Annotated in this window: 5 protein-coding genes; all 5 read left to right on the top strand. The window is 63.9% G+C overall.

Features of this window, described 5'->3' with window-relative positions:
- The coding region (locus EOA86_RS23640; protein WP_281035686.1) for a cytochrome c-type biogenesis CcmF C-terminal domain-containing protein at window positions 1-324 on the top strand (324 nt) is incomplete at its 5' end.
- On the top strand, window positions 321-788 hold the full coding sequence (locus EOA86_RS23635) for a cytochrome c-type biogenesis protein (protein ID WP_128343861.1): 468 nt from the start codon (window positions 321-323) through the stop codon (window positions 786-788). The genes EOA86_RS23640 and EOA86_RS23635, both read left to right, overlap by 4 nt.
- Window positions 789-919: 131 nt before the next feature.
- The gene (locus EOA86_RS23630; protein ID WP_128343859.1) at window positions 920-2,449 is read left to right on the top strand and encodes a Do family serine endopeptidase; all 1,530 of its coding nucleotides are present in this window, start codon (window positions 920-922) and stop codon (window positions 2,447-2,449) included.
- Window positions 2,450-2,804: 355 nt separating this feature from the next.
- Window positions 2,805-3,479: a response regulator transcription factor gene (locus tag EOA86_RS23625; RefSeq protein WP_029354580.1), complete on the top strand. Its 675-nt coding sequence runs from the start codon at window positions 2,805-2,807 to the stop codon at window positions 3,477-3,479.
- A gap of 1 nt (window position 3,480) precedes the next feature.
- Window positions 3,481-4,534: HAMP domain-containing protein (locus EOA86_RS23620; protein ID WP_128343858.1), on the top strand; the 1,054-nt coding region annotated here is incomplete at its 3' end.

Below are 4,534 nucleotides of genomic sequence, written 5' to 3'. Positions count from 1 at the left end.
GCTCTGCTCGGCGCCGATGGAAGCACTACCGCTGTAATCACCTCCGCCAAGCGCTCCTATCCGGTCCGACAGATGACGACGACCGAGTCCGGTATCAAGACGATCGGTTTCAGCCAGCTCTATCTCTCGCTTGGCGACGAGGGGACCGACGGTTCTGTCGTGGTGCGGCTGTGGTGGAAGCCGCTGGTGACGCTGATCTGGGGTGGCGGCCTTGTCATGATGGCGGGTGCCGCGATGTCGCTCATGGACCGGCGCCTGCGCATCGGGGCACCGTCCCGCCGTCGCAAGTCGGCGGGCGCCGTACCTTCCGCGAGCCTGCTATGACCGCAAGATTTTCACTGGCCTCCTTAGTCTTGCTGCTGACGCTGTTGTTTGCCGGCGCCGCACTTGCGGTGAAGCCCGACGAGGTTCTGGCCGACCCGGCGCTCGAGGCGCGGGCGCGGACGCTTTCGGAGCAGCTGCGCTGCATGGTTTGCCAGAACCAGTCGATCGACGAATCCGATGCCGACCTTGCCCGCGACCTGCGCGTGCTGGTGCGCCAGCGCCTCGTCGCCGGCGACACCGACCGGCAGGTGATAGACTACATCGTTTCCCGCTACGGCGAGTTCGTGCTGTTGAAGCCGCGCTTCAGCCTGCGCAATGCGCTGTTGTGGGGTACGCCGGTGTTTCTGCTCTTTGCCGGCGGGATTTTCATAGTATTGACCGCCCGGTCGCGCCGTTCGACGGCAACCAATGCGTTGACCGCCGAGGAGCAGGCGGAGCTGAACACTATTTTGCACCGGGACTGAAGGCGGCGGCCGCCCACAAACATTACAAAAGTTTCATGCACCGGAAATGGCGCCGTAATGTGCGCGCCCCCTATTTCTCTTGCCCGAGGATGCCGACCGAAGCGCATCCCTTGAAAGAGGATACGAGACCCATGAATATTGCCCCCAATTCAAATCCCCGCACCCGCAAACGCCTGTTGGCTGCCGCCGCTTCAGTGGCCATTGCCGGCGCGATCGGCTTCGGCGCGGTTGCCACCGGGACAGCCCCGGTCCTGGCCGAGGCGGTGCGTGTCGAGGCACCGCAGGTCCCGAGCTTCGCCGACGTGGTCGAGCGCGTTTCGCCGGCGGTCGTCAGTGTCCGCGTCAAAGCCAAGATAGAAACGACCGCCGACGACGGCTCCGACCTGCCCGACGCCTTCGGCAATCTTCCCGACGATCCGCAATTGCGCCGCTTCTTCAGGGAGTTCCGTGGCTTTGGCGATCAGGATGGCCGGGATGGAATGCGGCGTTTCGAACGCCGTGACCGCCAGCCGCGGCCGGTCGCCCAGGGTTCCGGTTTCTTCATCTCCGAGGATGGCTACCTCGTCACCAACAACCATGTCGTCGGAGACGGCTCGTCCTTCACAGTGGTGATGCATGACGGCAAGGAACTCGACGCCAAGCTGGTCGGCACAGATCCGCGCACCGACCTCGCTGTGCTCAAGGTCGAAGGCGACGGCAAGTTCACCTATGTCGACTTCGCCGACGATTCCAAGGTTCGCGTCGGCGACTGGGTCGTGGCCGTCGGCAATCCGTTCGGCCTCGGCGGCACGGTCACCGCCGGCATCGTCTCGGCCCGTGGCCGCGATATCGGCGCCGGCCCCTATGACGACTTCATCCAGATCGACGCCTCGGTGAACCGCGGCAATTCGGGCGGCCCGACCTTCAACCTCAACGGTCAGGTTGTCGGCATCAACACCGCGATCTTCTCGCCGTCCGGCGGCAGCGTGGGCATTGCCTTCGACATTCCCGCCTCGACGGCCAAACAGGTCGTGCAGGATCTGATGAAGGACGGCACCGTCCAGCGCGGCTGGCTTGGCGTCGAGATCCAGCCGGTCACCTCAGAAATCGCCGAATCGCTCGGGCTGAAGTCCGATAAGGGTGCGCTCGTTTCCAGCGCGCAGGAGGATGGTCCCGGCAAGAAGGCCGGCATCACCGCCGGTGACGTCATCACTCAGGTGGACGGCAAGGACGTCGCTTCGCCGAAGGAACTCGCCCGTCTGATCGGCGCCTACCAGCCCGGCAAGCCCGTCGACGTCACGCTGTGGCGTGACGGCACGAGTGAGACCGTCAAGGTCGATCTCGGCAAGCTGCCTTCGAGCGACAAACAGGCTTCGGCCGACCAGCAGCCTTCCGCTCCGGCAAAGGCCGATACGCTGGCCGATCTCGGTCTCACCGTCACCAGGTCCGACGATGGCAAAGGGCTTGTGGTAACCGATGTCGATCCCGACAGCGATGCCGCCGATCGCGGCATCCAGCCCGGCGACGTCATCACTTCGGTCAATTCGACGGAGGTCAATGGCACCGACGACGTCGCCAAGGCCATGGCCGATGCTGTGAAGTCGGGCCGCAAGGCGGTGCTGATGCAGATCACCCGCGACGATAGCAACCGCTTCGTCGCGCTGCCTGTCGCCAAGGGCTGACGTCCAAACTTTTCCGGTGCGGCGGTTTCAAACACCCCGGAGCCGCCGCACGGGAAAGCACGGGGCTTGAATACATTAGTTAGTCAGTCATCGTGTTCCGCCCCAGCGGCAGCGGGCGATGGAAGCCCGCTGCCGCTCGAACAAAGTTTGACGGCATGTCAAACAACAAAGCAGGTCGCCCAAAAGCCCGCCTCGGGCTTGATCCGGGGGTGCCGGCGGCTCGGCGTCAGCGACATTCCAAAACAAAGACTTACTGCGTATCCTTGAATCACTTTGTTCGCGAAACGCCCTGATGAAGGCCACGATACATATGCCGGCCACTCAATCTTCCAGCGAAATCGCGTATAACGGTCCCATGAAGATTCTCGTCATAGAAGACGATCGCGAAGCGGCCGATTACCTCCAGAAAGCCTTTACCGAGGCCGGACACACCGCGCATGTCGCCGGCGACGGCGAAACCGGCTTCGCGCTCGCTGACTCCGGCGATTATGACGTGATGGTCGTCGACCGCATGCTGCCGCGCCGCGACGGCCTGTCGGTCATCGCCGGTCTGAGATCCAGGGGCAACACGACGCCGGTGCTGATCCTGTCGGCGCTCGGCGAAGTCGACGACCGGGTCACCGGCTTGCGCGCCGGTGGCGACGACTATCTGACCAAGCCCTATGCCTTTTCCGAGCTTCTGGCCCGGGTCGAGGTGCTGAACCGGCGCGCCAGCGCCAGGGAAGCCGAAACCCTCTACCGGGTCGGCGATCTCGAGCTCGACAGGCTCTCTCATTCGGTGCGACGCGCGGCGCGCGAAATCACGCTGCAGCCGCGCGAGTTCCGCCTGCTGGAATATCTGATGCGCCATGCCGGCCAGGTGGTGACGCGCACCATGCTGCTGGAAAATGTCTGGGACTATCATTTTGATCCGCAGACCAATGTCATCGACGTTCACGTCTCGCGGCTGCGCGGCAAGATCGAGAAGGGCTTCGACAAGCCGATCCTGCACACGGTTCGTGGCGCCGGCTATATGCTCAAGAGCGGGTAGCATGGCTCTTTCCATGCCGGCCATCATGAAGACGACGGCAGCGCGGCTTTCGGCGCTCTATCTCCTGCTGTTCGCCATATGCGCGGTGCTGCTCGTCTTCTACATGACTTCGCTGTCTGCACGCATGCTGACCGGCCAAACGCAAGAGACCATCAACGACGAAGTGCTCGGCCTCGCCCGGGCCTACCAGCGCGGCGGCTTGCCGCTGCTGGTCCGCGTGGTCGAGCAGCGCTCCCGCCAGCCCGGCGCCAATCTCTATTTGATCGCCGACACCAACGGCCAGATCCTGACCGGAAACGTTCAGAGCCTGGAGCCTGGCGTTCTCGAAGCCGAGGGCTGGACGACGGAGCCGTTTTCCTACCGCCGCTTCGGCGAGGGCGAGCTCGAGCGGCAACGCAACCCGGTGGCCGACCCAAACGAACCCAGTCAGAGCGAAGTCCAGGTCGAAGGCGAGAAGGGCCACAACGCCATCGCGCTGGTGCTGCGCCTGCCAAACCAGATGATCATGCTCGTCGGCCGCGATCTCGGCGAGCCTGAGCGGTTCCGCGCCGTCATCCGTCGCGCCTTGATGCTGGCGCTCGGCATGATGGCGCTCGGCGGGCTCCTGATCTGGTTCTTTGTCGGCCGCGCAGCGCTGAAGCGCATCGACATCGTATCGGAAGCCAGCCGCCGTATCATGGGCGGTGACCTCTCCGGCCGGCTGCCGGTCACCGGGGCCGGCGACGAGTTCGACCGGCTGTCGGAGAATCTCAATTCCATGCTGGCCAGGATCGCCACGCTGAATGAAGGGCTGAAGCAGGTCTCCGACAACATCGCCCACGATCTGAAGACACCGCTGACCAGGTTGCGCAACCGTGCCGAAGCGACGCTTTCCGGCAAGCACAGCACTACCGACTACCGCCAGGCGCTGGAAGGGACGATCGCCGAGTCCGACCAGCTGATAAAGACCTTCAACGCCATCCTGATGATCTCCAGGTTGGAGGCGGGCTATTCCTCCGAAAGCACCAGCCGGGTCGATCTGGCTGCGTCCGTGCACGATGTCGTCGAGCTCTACG

Source organism: Mesorhizobium sp. M5C.F.Ca.IN.020.32.2.1 (assembly GCF_004023105.1).
Lineage (GTDB): Bacteria > Pseudomonadota > Alphaproteobacteria > Rhizobiales > Rhizobiaceae > Mesorhizobium > Mesorhizobium wenxiniae.
Note: the sequence above shows the minus strand (reverse complement) of the source record. Positions and strands in the feature narration are given on the sequence as shown.

Bases quoted from the DNA above. Each gene is read 5' to 3' on its own strand.
- EOA86_RS23630 (WP_128343859.1), top strand. From the start codon at position 920: ATGAATATTGCCCCCAATTCAAATCCCCGCACCCGCAAACGCCTGTTG.
- EOA86_RS23635 (WP_128343861.1), top strand. From the start codon at position 321: ATGACCGCAAGATTTTCACTGGCCTCCTTAGTCTTGCTGCTGACGCTG.
- EOA86_RS23625 (WP_029354580.1), top strand. From the start codon at position 2,805: ATGAAGATTCTCGTCATAGAAGACGATCGCGAAGCGGCCGATTACCTC.